Source organism: Denitrobacterium detoxificans, assembly GCF_001643775.1.
In the GTDB taxonomy this organism is placed as follows: Bacteria; Actinomycetota; Coriobacteriia; order Coriobacteriales; family Eggerthellaceae; genus Denitrobacterium; species Denitrobacterium detoxificans.
On sequence record NZ_CP011402.1, the window covers coordinates 1,345,578 to 1,361,572 of the forward strand.

Annotated in this window: 10 protein-coding genes; 1 reads left to right on the forward strand and 9 read right to left on the reverse strand. The window is 58.3% G+C overall.

Going from position 1 to position 15,995, the window contains the following annotated elements; all coding sequences use genetic code 11:
- Position 1 precedes the first annotated feature (1 nt).
- From rimO to dapB, 8 genes are all read right to left on the reverse strand, one after another.
- Positions 2-1,291: a 30S ribosomal protein S12 methylthiotransferase RimO gene (gene rimO / locus AAY81_RS05765; protein ID WP_066662521.1), complete on the reverse strand. Its 1,290-nt coding sequence runs from the start codon at positions 1,289-1,291 to the stop codon at positions 2-4.
- A gap of 78 nt (positions 1,292-1,369) precedes the next feature.
- The gene (locus AAY81_RS05770) at positions 1,370-1,867 is read right to left on the reverse strand and encodes a YajQ family cyclic di-GMP-binding protein (RefSeq protein ID WP_066662522.1); all 498 of its coding nucleotides are present in this window, start codon (positions 1,865-1,867) and stop codon (positions 1,370-1,372) included.
- 38 nt (positions 1,868-1,905) lie between these two features.
- Positions 1,906-3,063, reverse strand: coding sequence for a helix-turn-helix domain-containing protein (locus AAY81_RS05775; RefSeq protein ID WP_066662525.1), 1,158 nt, complete (start codon positions 3,061-3,063; stop codon positions 1,906-1,908).
- 2 nt (positions 3,064-3,065) lie between these two features.
- Positions 3,066-5,519, reverse strand: a complete 2,454-nt coding sequence (locus AAY81_RS05780; protein WP_066662528.1) for an FtsK/SpoIIIE family DNA translocase — start codon at positions 5,517-5,519, stop codon at positions 3,066-3,068.
- 228 nt (positions 5,520-5,747) lie between these two features.
- A complete protein-coding gene (locus tag AAY81_RS05785) occupies positions 5,748-9,950 on the reverse strand; it encodes a S8 family serine peptidase (RefSeq protein WP_066662534.1) in 4,203 nt (1,400 codons plus the stop codon).
- Positions 9,951-10,196: 246 nt separating this feature from the next.
- Positions 10,197-12,041 carry a ribonuclease J gene (locus AAY81_RS05790; RefSeq protein ID WP_082867886.1) on the reverse strand — a complete coding sequence of 615 codons (1,845 nt, stop codon included), beginning with the start codon at positions 12,039-12,041 and terminating at the stop codon, positions 10,197-10,199.
- A 15-nt stretch (positions 12,042-12,056) separates the two neighbouring features.
- Positions 12,057-12,953: a 4-hydroxy-tetrahydrodipicolinate synthase gene (gene dapA / locus AAY81_RS05795; RefSeq protein WP_066662536.1), complete on the reverse strand. Its 897-nt coding sequence runs from the start codon at positions 12,951-12,953 to the stop codon at positions 12,057-12,059.
- Between the two features lie 119 nt (positions 12,954-13,072).
- A complete protein-coding gene (gene dapB, locus AAY81_RS05800; RefSeq protein WP_066662538.1) occupies positions 13,073-13,834 on the reverse strand; it encodes a 4-hydroxy-tetrahydrodipicolinate reductase in 762 nt (253 codons plus the stop codon).
- A 147-nt stretch (positions 13,835-13,981) separates the two neighbouring features.
- On the opposite strand from dapB, the gene AAY81_RS05805 reads away from it, so the two are divergent.
- Positions 13,982-15,343: a radical SAM/SPASM domain-containing protein gene (locus tag AAY81_RS05805; protein ID WP_066662541.1), complete on the forward strand. Its 1,362-nt coding sequence runs from the start codon at positions 13,982-13,984 to the stop codon at positions 15,341-15,343.
- 65 nt (positions 15,344-15,408) lie between these two features.
- On the opposite strand, the gene AAY81_RS05810 is transcribed toward AAY81_RS05805, so the two are convergent.
- Positions 15,409-15,975 carry a TetR/AcrR family transcriptional regulator gene (locus tag AAY81_RS05810; protein ID WP_066662544.1) on the reverse strand — a complete coding sequence of 189 codons (567 nt, stop codon included), beginning with the start codon at positions 15,973-15,975 and terminating at the stop codon, positions 15,409-15,411.
- Positions 15,976-15,995: the final 20 nt, after the last annotated feature.

The following is a 15,995-nucleotide window of genomic DNA, read 5'->3' on the forward strand; positions in this document are numbered from 1 at the left end:
GCTATTCGCCCTCCATTTCGTACATAAGCGTATCGTTGATGGTCACGCTCACGATATCGCCAATTTCGCCCTGATGGACGTACACCACGCCATCAACATCAGGTGCCTGGCATTTCGCCCTGCCAAAGAGCTGGCCGTCTTCCTCGCTGCCCAGAACGAGCACGTCAAGCTGCGAGCCCACGCGTGCAGCGACACGCTCGCGCGAAATGGCATCGGCGATGTCGCGCACGGCCTGAGCGCGCTCGATCTTCACGTCATCGTCAATCTGATCGTCGAACGTGGCGGCACGTGTACCCTCTTCGAGCGAATACGGGAATACGCCCACGTAATCGAAGTCGATGTCTTCCACGAAATCGCAAAGCTCTTGAAAATCATCTTCCGTTTCGCCCGGGAATCCAGCGATGAACGTAGTGCGCAGCGTAATGCCCGGCACCATTTCGCGAATATGTGCGATGAGCTTCAGGTATTCGGCGGCGCTCCCCTTGCGGTTCATGCGCGACAGAATACGCTCGTTGGCGTGCTGGAACGGAATATCCAGATACGAGCAAATGTTCTCGTGCGACTGCATGACGCCAAGCAGCTCATCGGTGATACCCTCGGGCTGCAGGTACATGACCCTAAACCACGTCTTGGGATACTTCTGCGCCAGCGTGGACATGAGCAAGGCCAGCGTGGACGGCTCTTCGAAATCGTCTCCCCAACGACCCGTATCCTGCGCAATGAGAACAATCTCACGCGCGCCACGCGCAATTTGCGCGGCAACGTCGGCATCGATGCGGTCGAACGGGAAGCTGTGATACCTACCACGAATGTACGGGATGGAGCAGTAACTGCAGAAGCGATTGCACCCATCGGAAATCTTCACGTACGCGCTAAGCACCTCGGGCGCGGAAGCAATCTCTTCAAGCATCGAGCGATGCGGGAACAATGCATCCAGAATGGCAACGATGTCGTCTTCCTTGCTGCACGGCACGAAGGCGGAAGCCTCGTTCAGCTCGGATGCTAGGTCGTCACCATACCGAGCAGGCATGCAACCAGCAACGATGAGCTTCACGTCGCCCGTTTCCATACCCGGAAGCCCCGCCATCTCGAAGATGGCCTGCAGGCTTTCCTCGGTAGCGCTCTGGATAAACGAACAGGTATTCACGATAACGGCCTGCGCCTCTTCAGGCTCTTCGACCATGCGATACCCGGCAGCCGAAAGGCGTGCGCGCATATTGTCAGAGTCGACCTCGTTCTTCGCGCATCCCATCGTGAGAATGTGGACCGATATTACTTCCGAAACGCTCATGATTCTTCCTCGTACATACGCAACCGAGCGCCCACGTGAAAGACACGCGTGCGCTCGGCGACTTTAAAACACAATAGACTAGCGGTAGTTAGTGAACTGCAGGGGCTGGCCGTAGTCGTTACCCTTCACGAAGGAAATAACATCCTGCAGGGTGTCCTTCGAAGCGCTGGAAACGCGCAGCTTGTCGCCTTCGATGGTGACCTTCGCCTTGAACTTCTGGGCCTTGATGTCCTTGTTGATCTTGCCGGCAGTGTCGCGATCGATGCCCTCGATGATGTTGGCAACCTTGCGCACCGTGCCGCCAGAAGCGTTTTCGGAAGCGCCCCACTTGATAGCGGAAAGATCGATTCCGCGCTTGACCAGCTTGCTGGCGATGATGTCGGTAACCTGGCCGGCCACGAAATCGCTCGGCGCGTTTACCGTGATGGTTTTCGCCTGCTTGTCGAGCGCAATGCTAGAGCCGGAATCCTTCAGGTCGTAGCGCTGGGTAAGCTCCTTCTTGGCCTGGCCGTACGCATTGTCGATTTCCTGCATGTCAACGCTGGAAACGATGTCGAAGCTGGATTCTTTTGCCATGTAGGTACCTTTCTATGCAAACGCAGCGAGAAGACGGACTACTCGCTGGTAGACGACGTAGTTGCGGCGGTGCCGCTGGAGGCCGTATCGCTAATGGCGTCGGGATGCGCCGACTTCCATTCGGCCAGGATGTCGGAGAATTCGTACGTGACGTTCACGATGCCGTTGGAATTCGGCTCCAACGTCTGCTGCTCGCCATTGACCGTTACGGTAACACTGGTGGTGTCGACGCAGATAATCTGCAACGTATCCGTAAAGGTGTACTGCTTCGTGGCAGGCCCCTCCACCGTGTCGGCTTCCTGGTTCGTACCATCCACGTAGACTTCGATGTACGTAGAGCCGCCATCGGCAACCGTGTACGTAAATTCGCCCTGCGTAGGCGCAACCTCAGTGGTGGATGCAGAAGAGGCATTCGTGGAAGTGCTTGAAGCGCTGGTATCGGATGCGCTGGAGCTCGACTCGGAAAGCCCCGTTACCGGCATGGTAGACGTAGCCTGCGAGCTGCTTTCGGACTTATGCGAGAAGAGGAACGAGCATACGATGATGACGATAACGAGAATGACCGCAGCGGCAATGATGAAGGGAAGCTTCGAATGACCCGTCCCATCGGCATTGCGCGCAGAGGCCGACTGGCCCACGAACGACTGCGGGGGAAGCACGGAACCACGCGAAGGATTAACGCGACCGGGAGCACCAACCTTCTTGCCCTTCACCTGGGGAACGCCACGCGAGCGTTCCATGCTCTCCAGGCCCTCCATGTAGCTGGCTTCATTGCGCTTGCGACCGGCCTGGCGACGCGAACCGCCGTCACGCTGCTGACGACGCGGCTTCAGGTTCTGGTCGGAAGCGCGCAAGCGGGACGTACCCCCGCGATGCGGGAAGCGCGTGTTTTCCGGAGCGGCAGACATGTCGAACCCCGTACCACGCTGATGCGCACGGGAGACACCCGACTGGTACGCATAGAGCTCGTCGATGTACATGCCCGTGATATCGGTGGGGTTCAACCCCAAATAGCGAGCATATCCATTCACCATGTTGCGCGTATAGCCACGCGGTGGCATGGCAGCGAAATTGCCCTCTTCAATGGCGCGCAGAATATCGGGACGAATGCGAAGGCGACGAGCGGTAGCGTACAGGTCGAGACCCTTACGCTCGCGCGTTTGCCGAAGTATTTCACCGAAGCTCATATCGCTCATGCTTACTCCCCGGTATTCGCGTCGTTCTGTTCGAACGCTTTCAACGTTTCCAATTCCATGGCGTCAACCAGAACCTCACGCGGCTTGCTGCCGTTCGGAGGCCCAACGATGCCCTTATCCTCAAGCATGTCCATTATACGCCCAGCTCGGGAATAACCCACTTTGAGTCGGCGCTGAATATTGGAAGTGGAGCCCAAGCCGGAATTAACGACGATATCGGCAGCTTCCCAGATAAGCGGGTCGTCGGCCGTAGACGAGCCACCCGAACCATCGGGTGCGGTATCGCCCAGCGAGATGACGTTGGTCTGCAGGATTTCCTGATGGTATTCCGGTTCACCCTGCTCCTTCAGATGCGCAACAACGGCGGAGATCTCCTCTTCGGTGACCAGACAGCCCTGCAGGCGCTGGGGCTTGGAGTACTCGGGCTTCGAAAGGAGCATGTCGCCCCAGCCAATGAGGTTTTCGGCACCCGGGGTATCCAGGATAACGCGGCTGTCGATGCCGCTGGCCACGTTGAAGGCTATGCGGTTCGTAATGTTTGCCTTGATCAAGCCCGTAACAACGTTCGTAGAAGGACGCTGCGTGGCAACGATCATATGAATGCCCGCGGCACGCGCGAGCTGAGCCAAACGGCTAATGGAGAACTCAACTTCCTTGCCCACGTTCATCATGAGGTCGGCAAGCTCGTCGATGATGATGACGATATAGGGAAGCTGCTCGGCATCCTCCTCGCCAATCTGCATGCCATTCTGGCACTTGGCGTTGTACTGGCCAATGTTCCTGGCGCCCACCTTGGAAAACACCTTCAGACGTCGTTCCATTTCAGCCACAGCCCAGGAAAGCGCGCTCGCTGCTTCCTTGCATTCCGTAACGACGGGAACGTACAGATGCGGAATGCCGTTGTAGGGAGTGAACTCAACGCGCTTCGGGTCGATCATGATGAAGCGCACCTCGGCAGGCGTAGCGCGCATCAGAATGGACATGATCATGCCATTGATGGACACCGACTTACCAGAACCAGTGGTACCGCCAATAAGCAGGTGGGGCATCTTGGCCAGGTCGGACACGATGGGATTGCCTTCAACGTCTTCGCCGATGGCAACTTCCAGGGGGCTCTTCCCCGCCTGCGGAAGCACGTCACCCAGCAGCACGGAACGACGCTTCACGTTCGGCACCTCGATGCCAACGTAGTTGGTGCCCGGAATGGGGCTGAAGATGCGCACGCCCTGCGAAGCCATGGCAAGTGCAATATCGTCGGTGAGGTTCGTCACCTTGCTTACGCGCACGCCCGAAGGCAGCGAAACCTTGAACAGGGTGACCGTGGGACCCGCCGCCCAGCCAACGACCTCGGCATCGACGCCGAAATCGGCAAGCGTGGTCTGCAGGAGCATGGCCGTCTCACGCAGCGTCTCCTCGGTTTCCTTGCTGGCAACCTTGGCGCCAGAAGACTTGATGAGCTGCATATCGGGCAAAACGAAGCCCTCGGAAGGCTTGGGCGTGGTAACAACCGTGCCCGCAGCCGCGGAACGCTTGGGAGCCGCGGCGGTAGTTGCACGCTTGCCCAGCCTGCGCGTGAGGGCGGCAGACTTGCCCGATTCAACGGCGGCATCGCGCGCGGCAGCGGCACGCGGAACGGTTTCCGCAGGCGTGGCGCCGAAATCGATCTTCTGGGTAACGCCCGCAGAAGCACCGCGGCCATTCGAGCCACGCTTCATGACGGGGTCACGCTGAGCGCCATCGCGCGAAGAGCGACGCCTCTTCCCCACTTCGAGGGGCTTGTACGCCGGAGCGGGCATGACGTCATTCGGATCCTGTTCGGATTCGGGATTGCGCAGCTCGGCAGCGTGCGCGCGAATCTTGTCAACCACATCGGAAAGCGAGAACCCGATGATGATGAGGGCCACGGCAATGACGCCAATCATGATGATGGTAGTTACCAGCTGCCCGAACAGCAGCAAGAACAGATAGGCCACCAGGGCGCCCACATAGCCGCCTTGGTTCACCAGATTCTCGTGATTGAACAGCACCTGCAAGTTGCCGCTCGAAAGGCCAGGCGTATACGCGGCCAAAATAACGAGTAGGGCGAAAAACAGAATTATGAGGCCCACGGATACGCGCGCCGACATGCGGTTCTGGGTTTCGCCGTTACGCCAAATGAGGCTTACGGCAATGAGCACCAGGACGAAGGGCAGGATATAGGTGCCCAAGCCCAGGCCAATATGCAGAACCGAGGAAAGCCATTGCGTGATGATGCCCGAGCCCGGCATGAGGGACACGATGAACAGCGCTACGGCAATAACGGCGCAGATGACGCCTGCGATATCGCGACGCGAGCGATCGTCGAGAAAGCGATCGCCCGCGGCCTGATTCGAGCGCGCGGCTTGTCTGGCGACAGGCGCCTTCGAACGCGCGCTTCTTCCCTGTTTAGATGAGGTGCCCTTACCTGTGCGCGGCACGTCACACTCCTTTTGCTGCGTTTAAATATCGTTTGGGAAAGTATAGCTTATTTCTTAAGTTACTCGCTACCTGCGTTTCTCCTAATCAAACGGCAAGCAACGACCTGGGATAATACATCACCCATGTGTACGTTTTGTCTGGAAGGGGAATAATTCGCCGTACATGCGCAATGCGGCGGTCACCTCGACCTCGGGTAAGCGAAGCACATCGCGCATGCGCAAGACGAATTAGCTACGGCCCCTCCCCTTGCGCAGGCCATACGCGGCGGATGCAAGCGCTGCAAGAGCGGCAATCACGAGACCCGCCCACAGCAGCATGTCGCCCGTCTTGGGAAGCGTGCTGGAAGACGAAGAAGCTCCCGTGGCGCCATCGCCACCATCATCACCTGGGTCGACAGGGTTATCCGGAATCGATTGGCCGTAATAGGTCGAGCGGAAGTACATCACGTCGGGCTCGGTGGCATTCGTGCCCGTGACGTAGAGATAGCCATCGTCGGACCAGGTAGCCAACGGCTCGAACACATGATGGTACGAGGAGGTGCGATCGTAGGCAAACGCTTCAGAACCGTCATCCTTAATGATATGCGTGTCCTCCCCCAACGTAGACGAACCGATGATGGCAACGCCATCGGGCAAGCCAGCAAGGGTAACGTAAGCCCCGTTAGACTGGTCGCCAATATCCTTGTCGAATTCGGGAACCAAGTCGCTTCCGACCACCTTCGCCGCCTGGGAGCGCAGGTTCTCGTATGACATCGTATTCGCAGCCTTGTCGTACGTTAGCCTGACCAGCCAGTCTGAATCGACGGTATCTTCCTCGTCGTCCGAACCCTTCGGAGCGTACAGATAGATCTTGCTTTCGCTCGAGGCCGCCTTGACGCCATCGAAGCTCATGTTCGCGACATCACCATCGAACGCGCCATCGATTTTCGTAAGCGTACCCGAATCCAAGTCAAGCACTCCGCAATAAAACTTAGTTGAACTGGGCTCTTCTTCCACAGCACCTTCGGCGTCATCGGAGGCCGCACGTAGGCTATAGCCTGTGCCAGCACCCGTTTCATCCGAGCTGGAACTCGAGGCGAATTGGAAGTCCGACATGCCAACCATGATCAGGTCGTCGCCAAGAACGCATATGGCGCCATTAGGCCAGCTACCACCAGTCGGCCGATTGATTTCCGCCCAAGAGTCTGCCGCGATGTCGTACTTCCATATCGTAACCTGCCCCAATTTGTAGTTGGTCGACACCGTGGTGAAGTAGATGTCACCCCTATAGGAAAAGAGGGAGGTCTCCGAAACAGCGGAGCCCTTGCAAACGTAAGGCAGGTCGGCGCAGCGCGACCACCCCTCCTCCTGAGTATCGAAGCGCCAAAGCGCCTGCGCGCAATGGTTCTTGCCCTGCGCGGAAAGGGCATACAGGTCGCCATCGCAAGACGCCATCGCGCCATAGAGACGATCGGTCCTATCGGCGGCAAACTGAGGATCATCAACGGGCACGACATGCGTGCGCTCGTAGAGCGGATTTCCCTTGGCTTCGATATTGGAATACGAGAACGTCGCGCGCATGATGGTGCCATCGGAATTCGTAACCTTAACGACGTGCGAACCGTTATCAAGCCCCAAAGCCGAAATCGAGGCGACGATCGAATCGCTGGACCACGAGACGATATCCCCCGCAGAAACGAGAACGTCGTCTACGGCGAGCGAGCCCGACGTTCCAAAGAAGTACCCCGACACCGCGAGCTCATCGCCATCGGCAATGGCTTTGGTGATGAGCGGGGCCTTCTTGGTGAACTCCGACTGATGCTTCAAATCGACGCGCCCGCCCGTGCGGCAGAGCTTCGACAGGTCGTCATCGTAGTCAACGGAGGCAAGCAGCTTGGAGGCGCGCGCGAGCGAAGCCTGCTCGAGCTCGTCGGCCGTCATTTCCGAGTTGTTCTTCTCGCCCTTCGCGATAACCGCCAAGCAGCCGGTAACGGCAGGAGCGGCCATCGACGTACCGGGCATGTTCTCGTAGCCGGCAACGTAGGCATCGCCCGTCCCTAGGGCCATATCGTCCATGCAAAGCTTGGTACTGCTCGAGGGTTCGGAGCCATGCGCGGCAACGCCAACCTTCACGATAACGTACGTCTTGCCATCGCCAGGTTGCCAGCCATACACGCCCGTCGCCTTGCCGGGATCGTGATAATTCTCGTATCCACCTGCCTCGGTGACCTCGCCAGGAAGCGTCTTGCCCGGGTTGTCGAGAAGCCACTGATGCGCATGGTTCGAAGCGGAAACGAACTCGTCGACGTTGAAGCTGTTGAGCGACCACTGGCACTGGTACGTGGTATACGTCGCAGAGGCAACCCACCCCGAGTTGACCCCTTCATGCCACACGCCGCCATCGTCCTGGTAGAACGCCTTCGAAGCCGTCGTATCCACTTCGTCCGGCTTCGTTTCCCCTTCGATGCTGCAGGTAATCGAGGCGATTCCCCCAATGGGCTTGAACGAATCGCTCATCGCCAGATCCATCGATACGTACTTCACGTTTGCGAGTGCGGCACTCGCATCCGAAACGCTCGTATCCAGGGGAATCGCCGCATACACGTAGCCGCTACTGCCGTTGAAGATGACCGGCTCTTCCTTGCTTGGCTTATGCAACGAAGATACGTTTACGGCAGCCGCATACGTATCGCCATGGCCAACACCCGAGTCGACGAACGAGGTAATCTCTTGTGGGTCGGCGTTCGTCGCGGGGTTTTCCTTGAACAAGCGCACGCCACCGGCCGAACCACCGGAGAACTTCTCGTAGGCCATGAGATTGGAAGCGTCGGTCGCTTCGGGGAAGAACCGCATGAACACGTTCCTACCGGTTAGCTTGCCATCGGTCATGAAATCGATTGTCTGGAAGATGGTCGACGTAATCTGCGTGCCAGGCGCAAACACATCGGTGGAGCTCTGGCCGTAGCAGGAAAACTCCGTTGGCTTGCCGTCGGGTTGGGCCGCGTTGACGGAAATCGAATACGGGCTGTTCATAGCCCCATTATCCATCGTCTCATCCAAGTCGGCAGTGCGGTTGCCAGAGGCGAAGACGACGTTCACGCCGTTCTTGCCAAGCTCGTTCACCATCACCTCGTAGCCAAACTGCGTGATGCCACCGCCCCACGAGCAGTTGACCGCCTTCAAGTTGACATCCTGCGCAACATCTACCAGGAACTCGAAGCCCTTGAGCACGGACGCCTCATCCTGCGTATCGGCGGGCCCGAATATGCGCACGGCGAAGATCTTCGTGCCGCTCGCAATACCCGAAACGCCATCGTCGTTCCACTGGGCCGCAACGATGCCGGCAACATGCGTGCCATGAGAGCCATAGCCGTCGACCGCGGGATTCGAATCGCCACTCGCATTCATGCCATACTTTTGCAGGCCATATTTGGCATGCAGCTCGGCATAGCGGCTTGCGGGGAAATTGCCCGAATCGCTGAAATCGAAAAGAACGGGGACGAGATCGGGGTGCGTCGTATCGATGCCCGTATCCATGATGCAAACGGTACCCGTCGTGGCGTTCACGCTGCTCGAATCATGACGGCCCGAAGCCCAACCAGGCACGTTCATGCTATAGGTTCCCTGCGGCGAACGAGGGGTGGTGTTGTAGCCGTAGGCAGCCACGGACTCATCGAGCGACCACTGCTCGCACGTGAGGTCCTTGGGGTTATCGCCAGCCGACTGGGCGAACAGCGGCGAGGCAGCATCTGCCGCAAGAGGAAGAACGGAACCCTCGGAAGCAACGCCATCAGCGCTCAACGCAGACACATCGCCAGCAGATGCGTCATCCTGGGTCGCAAGCGCCGAACCCTCGGTTGCGTCTGCACTAGGCTGAGCGCTCAGCGGCGCATCGCCGTCACGAGTCACGTCATCTAGGTCATTCGATACGGGCTCGTCGAATTCCAACGCACCTTCCTGCGAAGACGACTCCGAAGCGCTTTCGAAAGCGCCATCCTGCGCATCGAGCGAATTTGGGTTCTGAATGAGGTAATTGGGCTCGGCCGACACCACATCGGGGTCGTCATACAGCTCACGAAGAATCTGCTCGGTCGTACGCACATGATCCACGACATGCCTGATCTCATATCGATCGGCAGAGACCGAATTCACGCGTTGGGCCACTTCGGCGTCGACGGCACTTTCCGAATTCGCAGCGCCCGCGGCGGCAAGCTCAACGGAATCGGCTTCCACCTCGGTAAGGGACTCGGTTTGAGCGGAAACGTCGACATCGGCGCCTGCACGCACGATGGCAATCGCCTCGCCTTCCACGTAATCGCCCTTTGCGAGAAGCTCCTCAACCGGCACGCGGACGCCGTCGGAAGCCGACTTCTGGGCGAAAGCAGCAGATGGAATGAGAGCCACCGTTAGCAAGAAAGCGCATAGGCACGAGAGAAAGCGCGTCGTCCTCATGAATACCCCCTCATCATGGCGAGCGACCTACATTACGCACACTCCTTACAGTATGACGAGCAAAGCGCAATCATTCGCCCACTTCGACGGGATGTTGACTATCGTTTGATTAGCGGGAATCGCAAACAAGCGGGCAGCATTGTACGCCAATGCAAAAAAGGAGAGACGCAAAAACGTCTCTCCCCGTTCAGAAGCAAGTTTTCGAAACCAGGCGCCCAATTGCGCGGGTGCCGGAAACGCCAGAGTCTAAATCTCGAGCAAGTTCACGATGACCAGCGGGCGCTGCTTGATGCGGTCCCACAAAACAGACTGCAGCGACTGACGGCAAGCCTTTTCCAGGTCGCGCTTCTTGCCACCCTTGGAAAGAGCCTTCTCCAGGCCGTGACGCACGGCGGAGGCAGCGTCTTCCAGCAGGTACTCGTCGTCACCACCGGAAATACCACGCATCTGAACAGCCACATCACCCGTGATCTTGCCCGTCTTGGAAGAGATGGCGCACGCAACGGAGGCGATGCCCTGCTCGACCATGGCACTGCGCTCGTTCAGGACGTCCTGGCTGGTGTCGCCCACGGAAAGGCCGTCGACAAACACGATGCCGCTTTCCACGGGCTCGCCACGACGCACTCCCTTGGCGGAAAGCTCGAGCGTATCGCCATTTTCCAGGATGAAGATGTTGTCCTCGTTCACGCCGGTGGCAGCCGCCAGCTTGGCATGCGCACGCAAATGCGTGGCCTCGCCATGCACGGGCATGAAGCACTTGGGCTTCACGATGGACAGCACGAGCTTCAGCTCTTCCTGGCCCGCGTGGCCGGAAACGTGCACTTGGGCGCGGCTCTTGTCGAACACATCGGCACCCACCTTGGAAAGCAGGTTGATAACGCGCGTAACGGCCTTCTCGTTGCCAGGAACGGGCGTGGCGCTGATGATGACCGTATCGCCGGGATCGATCTCGATGGTCTTGTGCTCACCTGCAGCAATGCGCGCCAGTGCGGAAAGGGGCTCGCCCTGCGAACCGGTGCACATGACCACGACCTTCTCGGGCGGAATGCCCTTCAGGTCGTACGCGTCGATGATGTCGGCGTCGGACACGTTCAGATAGCCCAGCTTACGGGCGATGTCGGTGTTCTGCACCATGGAACGGCCCGTAACGACCACCTTGCGGCCAGCGGCAACCGCCGCATCGCAGATCTGCTGCATGCGATGAATGTGGCTGGCGAAGCTGGCGATGATGACGCGGCCCTTTGCCTGGCCGATGATCTTACGCAGCGTAACGCCCACGGTGGCCTCGGAAGGCGTGAACGTGGGAACGGTGGCGTTCGTGGAGTCGCTCATCATGAGGTCGACGCCCATCTTGCCGAAGCGAGCCAGCGCGCCGAAGTCGGTGGTAACGCCGTCGATGGGCGTCTGGTCGAGCTTGAAGTCGCCCGTATGCAACACCGTGCCTGCCGGCGTCTGGAAGAAGATGCCCACAGCGCCCGGAATGGAATGGTTCACCGCGAAGAAATCGCAAGTGATGCAACCCATCTGGATGCGCTGGCCAGGCTTGATCTCGATCAGCTTGGCGTTCTTAATGCGATGCTCGGCAAACTTGCCCTCAATGAGGCCCAGCGTAAGCTTCGTACCGTAGATGGGAACCTGGCGATCCAGGTCCTTCAGCAGATACGGCAGCGAACCGGTATGGTCTTCGTGGCCATGGGTAATCACGATGCCGCGCAACTTGTCGGCGTTTTCCAGCACGTAGGTGTAGTCGGGAAGAATGAGGTCGACACCGGGATGGTCGTCGTCGGGGAACATGAGTCCGGCGTCATCGAGCACCATGTCGCCATTGCACTCGAAGGCCGTCATGTTCTTGCCGATGGCATCCAGGCCACCCAGAGGAATAACCTTGAGCTTGGCCTTCGGATCCTTCTTCGCGGCCATGACCTGGGGCGCCTGCTGCTTCTTCTTACTCGTGCGACGACGGCGCTTGGGAGCTTCGCCGTCTTCCTTCGACAGCTTGGGGCGTTCGCGCTGAATGTCTACGTGCTTGTAAGAACGCGACTGCCCACGCTTACCAGTGCCCTGTTCGGGCTGGTTATTCTGTTGTTCCAAAACCTTTCCTTACTGCTAGTCGAGCACTCCGCACACGCGCATGGTCTCGGCAAGCTGCGCGGCCTGCTCGGGTGTTGCGTCGACAAGCGGCAGGCGAAGGCTGCCCACATTGAACCCCTGGAGGTTGAGCGCCTTCTTGACCAGGATGGGATTGGCCGTGAGGAAAAGGCCCTTCATCAGCGGAAGAATGGCCTCATGTGCCGAGGCTGCGGCTTCCCAATTGCCCTGGGCGGCGTTATCGACGATCTTCTTCATAGCGGCGGGGGCGCAATTGGCCGTAGTGGAGATGACCCCTACGCCTCCCCGCTTCATTACTTCATACGTGAGGGCGTCGTCGCCGGAATACACGGCAAAGCCCTCGGGAGCGGCATCGCAGATTTCGGCAATCTGATCGAGATTACCCGATGCCTCTTTCACGGCTACGATGTTCGCGCAATCGCGCGCCAGGCGCAGCGTGGTTTCGGCCGTCATGTTGATACCGCAACGACCGGGAATGTTGTAAAGGATGATGGGCAGGTCGACTGCTTCGGCAATAGCGCGGAAGTGGCGATACAGGCCCTCTTGCGGAGGCTTGTTGTAGAACGGCACGACGGCCATGAGGCCATCGACGCCGCAGGCAGCGGCCTTCTTCGCCATTTCGATGCTGTCTTCGGTGCAGTTCGTGCCCACATTCGCGATAACGGGAGCGCGACCAGCCACCATATCGACTACGGCCTTGATGACCTCGAGCTTCTTTTCCACGTGGATCGTGGGGCCTTCGCCCGTGGTGCCGAACAGCAAAATGGAATCGCACCCGCCATCGAGCAAACGCTTGGCCAGCTTGCAGTTCTGCTCGACGTCAACCTGCAGGTTTTCATCAAAAGCGGTGACCATCGCCGGAATGAGACGGCCAAAAACTGGTGTGCTGGACATGGTTCCTCCTTGTGCGTGTATGAGTTTCCTCATTATTGCACAGCAAAATAGACGTTCGCCTGCATTCAAGAAATCAATGCAGACGAACGGTACGAACTTGAGCTATGGAAGGTTTTGGCCTACATGAAGCTTTCCAGGCCCACCACAAGGCCCTTCTGCTCACCAACATTGCGAATGCCCAGGAGCACACCCGGCATGTAGCTTTCGCGATCCCAGGAATCGTGCGTGATGGTGAGCGTCTGGCCCATGGAGCCGAAGATAACCTGCTGGGTGGCAACGTAGCCCATGGAACGCACGGAATGAACGGGCACGCCATCGATAAGGGCGCCACGTGCGCCTTCGGCACCTTCGAGCTCGGTTTCGGAACCAGGAGCGGTGCTCGTGAAGTCGCGCGCTTCGGCAATCATCTGAGCCGTGCGCATGGCCGTGCCGCTGGGAGCGTCCTTCTTGCGGCAATGGTGGAACTCGATGACTTCGGCTTCGGGGAAATAGGGAGCCGCAGCCTTGGCAAACTGCATCATGAGCACGGCACCCGTGGTGAAGTTGGGAGCATAGAACAGGCACGCGTCGTTCGTAGCGCACGCAGCCAGCTCCTGAAGCACGTCGTTGGAAAGGCCCGTAGTGCCCACCACGCAGTTCACGCCAGCAGAGAGGGCAACGCGCACATTGCCGGCGACAACGGAAGGCTGCGTGAAATCTACCAGCACGTCGACCTGTTCGCTTTCGATGGCCTGAGCCACCCCGCCATACAGGGGAAACGGAACATCGGCCTGGAGCAGATCAATTCCGCAAACGAGCTCCATGTCGTCGGCCGACTGAACTGCCTTGACGACAGCCTGGCCCATGCGACCCATGCAACCGGCAACTGCAACCTTAATCATGTAGGTACCTTTCTATTGGCTTCTTCTTTCGAACTAGCATATTTCACCGCTCAATCACGTACAACGCTCCTTACACTTCCACCATCTTGTAAATTCACACAATCCACACGTCTGATGCATAATAGGCAAACAAGGTTAGGAGGCAAAATGAGTATTGCAGATTCGGCAAAACGGTTTGGCTTCAACAGGGTGTACGACTATCTCGACAAGGATCCTCGTGCGAACCTTCCCAAGATCATGGAGCTTGTGGACAAGATAACCCCAGGTGACATGATGAAAACGCAACGTGCGGCGTTTCGAAGGGTACTAGCCGACCCCGACAACAACTGGAACAAGATGATCATGAGCCTGTGGGATGACATCGATCCATTCATCCTGAAGAAGGCGTTCCAGAACTTCATCATCAACGGCAGCATCACCGGCTGGGAACAGCAGCAGAAGATGCGCAAGGAACACGGATGCAACATTCCGTGGGCCATCCTGCTCGACCCCACCAGCGCCTGCAATCTGCATTGCACGGGCTGCTGGGCCGCCGAATACGGCAACCGGCTTAACCTTTCCTTCGACGAGATTGACAGCATCATCGAACAAGGCAAGGAACTGGGCGTTTACATCTACATCTACACGGGCGGCGAACCGCTCATGCGCAAGAAGGACCTCATCGCCCTATGCAACAAGCACAACGATTGCGCATTCCTCTGCTTCACGAACGGCACGCTCATCGACCAGGCATTCTGCGAGGAAGTGCTGCGCGTGGGCAATTTCATCCCCATCGTGTCGGTAGAGGGCTTCGAAGATGCCACCGACTTCAGGCGCGGCGAGGGCGTGTACAAGAAGGTAAGCGACGCCATGGACATCATGCGGAAGAACCGCCTGGGCTTTGGCATTAGCTGCTGCTATACCGCGAAGAACGTCGACGTCATTGGCAGCGAGGAATACTTCGATTGGATGATCGAGAAGGGCGCGAAGTTCTGCTGGTTCTTTAGCTACATGCCCGTGGGCGCCGGCGCCGACAAGAGCCTTATCACGCAACCCGAACAGCGCGAGCACATGTACGAAGTCGTGCGCGGTTTCAGGACCACGAAGCCGCTGTTCACACTCGACTTCTTCAACGACGGCGAATACGTGGGCGGCTGCATCGCCGGCGGGCGCCGCTATCTGCACATCAACGCGAATGGCGACATGGACCCCTGCGTGTTCATGCACTACAGCGACACGAACATCCGCGACTACTCGCTGCTGGAGGGCTTGAAGCGACCACTCTTCATGGCGTACCACAACAACCAGCCCTTCAACGAGAACATGCTGCGTCCCTGCCCCGTGCTCGACAATCCGGGCAGGCTCACGCAGATCGTGGAGGAAACAGATGCGCACTCCACCGAAATTCTGCAGCCAGAAGACGTGCACGTGTATTCCGACCGCTGCATAGAAGTAGCCGCGGAATGGGCGCCGCGCGCCGATAGGCTCTGGGCCAGCAAGGAACACAACCCCGCACTGCTCGTGAAATAGCAGCGCACCTGCTTACGCCACGCGCCCCGCATGCCCGCCTTCTCGGCTGCATGCGGGGCGCATTTTTATGCGACGGGCGAAAAGCGTGCGGCCATGCGCTCCCGAAATGGCACGACCATATACTTGTCGAACTTCTTGAAATATTCGCGCGGCTGCGCATCGATGGCGTGATCGAGAACCGACTCCACAATGCCAATAAGGGCGTACGTGAGCGTAACCAGGAAGAATTCAACTTCCTCGTCTTGTACATCGCACACGCCGAAATCGTGTTCGAAGCATCGCTTCAGGATGTCATAGATGAAGTGCGAGTTCATCTTGCGCAGGATGTCTCGATCGAGATGGGCGTAGTCGCCGAATACGTGAAGCGTATCGGTTTCATATAGGTCGATAATCACATCCACCATGTTAGACCAGGCATTGCCATCTTCGGGGAGACTGCGAAAGACCGCGTCGACGTATTCGCGTTCGCGAAACTCGACCAGATCGTAGATGTCCTTGAAGTGATAGTAGAACGTGGCGCGGGAAACCCCAGCCCTGCACGCCACCTGAGTCACGGAAATGGCCTGAGAGCCACCTTCCTCGACCAACTGCTGATACGCAGCAACAATGTGATGCTTTGCGTCGTTGTCCACGTTACCCCTTTCCGCGTACA

Coding starts and splice junctions, on each gene's coding strand:
- rimO (WP_066662521.1), bottom strand. CDS start 1,291: ATGAGCGTTTCGGAAGTAATATCGGTCCACATTCTCACGATGGGATGC.
- AAY81_RS05770 (WP_066662522.1), bottom strand. CDS start 1,867: ATGGCAAAAGAATCCAGCTTCGACATCGTTTCCAGCGTTGACATGCAG.
- AAY81_RS05775 (WP_066662525.1), bottom strand. CDS start 3,063: ATGAGCGATATGAGCTTCGGTGAAATACTTCGGCAAACGCGCGAGCGT.
- AAY81_RS05785 (WP_066662534.1), bottom strand. CDS start 9,950: ATGAGGACGACGCGCTTTCTCTCGTGCCTATGCGCTTTCTTGCTAACG.
- dapA (WP_066662536.1), bottom strand. CDS start 12,953: ATGTCCAGCACACCAGTTTTTGGCCGTCTCATTCCGGCGATGGTCACC.
- dapB (WP_066662538.1), bottom strand. CDS start 13,834: ATGATTAAGGTTGCAGTTGCCGGTTGCATGGGTCGCATGGGCCAGGCT.
- AAY81_RS05805 (WP_066662541.1), top strand. CDS start 13,982: ATGAGTATTGCAGATTCGGCAAAACGGTTTGGCTTCAACAGGGTGTAC.